Here is a 1,199-nt window from a genome sequence, read left to right as displayed (position 1 = left end):
CCGCAGACGACGTGATGAAGTTGCAGGTTCATCTCCATGAGGGCCTGGTACACGTGCTGGATATGAGCGGCTGCATATTCGACTAGCCGCTCTCGCTGACGGAGATAGGCGCGTAGCGTCGCGATATCGGCGTTAGGCCGGAAGCTGCCGCGCAGCAAACCGTAGGAATGAAGGCGCAGCCAAGCGGCGTCACTGACATCAGTTTTGCGTCCAGGCACGTTCTTGGCGTAACGTGCGTTGACCAGAATGACCTCGAACCCTCGCTGCTCGAGAATCACGTAGACGGGGATCCAATAGACCCCCGTCGATTCGCGACACTGATTATGCCGCACGCTTTGAACCAGTCCGCCAGTTCGTGCAGGTCCTGCGTGAATGTGCCAAACGCACGCACCGGCGTGTCGGTGCACCCTGGATCGACCGCCGCCATGTGCATTTTTGACCAATGTCGATGGCGGCGGCTTCAACGTTGACCGGCTTTAAATCCGGGCGGCCACCGGCAGGCGTCTTCGGCATTGCAACTCCTCCGTCCAGTCATGGGGCTGGAGGTCTGGGCTATGCCAATCGTCATCTTCCTAATCGGGATCGCCGTCCGAACAGCGTCACCATTCTCAAGTTCGCATCCACCCATGGACCACATTTTTTAACGGGGACTATGCCTCCAATAAGCTGACGGCCGCTACCCTCCAAGTCGAGAAGATAGCATCGGCGCTGGCTGTTTCTACCGCGCACAGGCGGGCCGGGGCCCGTGATGGTTTTTTAAAATGTCGCGCTCCATGCGCAGCCGCTCGTTCTCCTGGCGCAGCCGGGCGATCTCCGAAGCCTGGTCCGCCGACATCGGCGTCCCCTGCGTGGTGGGGCGCCACGCCGCCGATGCCGGCTCCTGCCGGACCTTGTCCAACCAGCGTCGTAGCACCGAGTCGCGCAGACCGAGCTCCTTGGCGACCGACCCGATCGATCGACCGCTCGATACCGCCAGTTCAACGGCCTGGCGCTTGTAGTCCTCTGTGAACGATCGACGTTGACGTCCTTGCATTCGACACCTCCGGGCTCGCTGAGCCTACTACAGGTGTCCACTCATTCGGAGGAGGTTCATATCTCCGCCAGCGAGAGCGGCTAGTCGGATATGCAGCCGCCCATATCCAGCACATGTACCAGGCCCTCATGGAGATGAACCTGCAACTTCATCACGTCGTCTGCGA

1 protein-coding gene and 1 pseudogene are annotated in these 1,199 nt (G+C 60.5%); both read right to left on the bottom strand.

Features of this window, described 5'->3' with window-relative positions; translation table 11 throughout:
- Window positions 1–311, bottom strand: a pseudogene (locus IVB12_RS20960) (transposase); the annotation flags it as partial.
- Between the two features lie 407 nt (window positions 312–718).
- The gene (locus tag IVB12_RS20955) at window positions 719–1,033 is read right to left on the bottom strand and encodes a transposase (protein WP_247301481.1); all 315 of its coding nucleotides are present in this window, start codon (window positions 1,031–1,033) and stop codon (window positions 719–721) included.
- Window positions 1,034–1,199 lie beyond the last annotated feature (166 nt).

Origin of the sequence: Bradyrhizobium sp. 179 (assembly GCF_023073535.1) — a bacterium.
Taxonomy (GTDB): Bacteria; Pseudomonadota; Alphaproteobacteria; order Rhizobiales; family Xanthobacteraceae; genus Bradyrhizobium.
The sequence above is the reverse complement of the archived record's forward strand: the minus strand, read 5'-3'. Positions and strand labels throughout refer to the sequence as shown.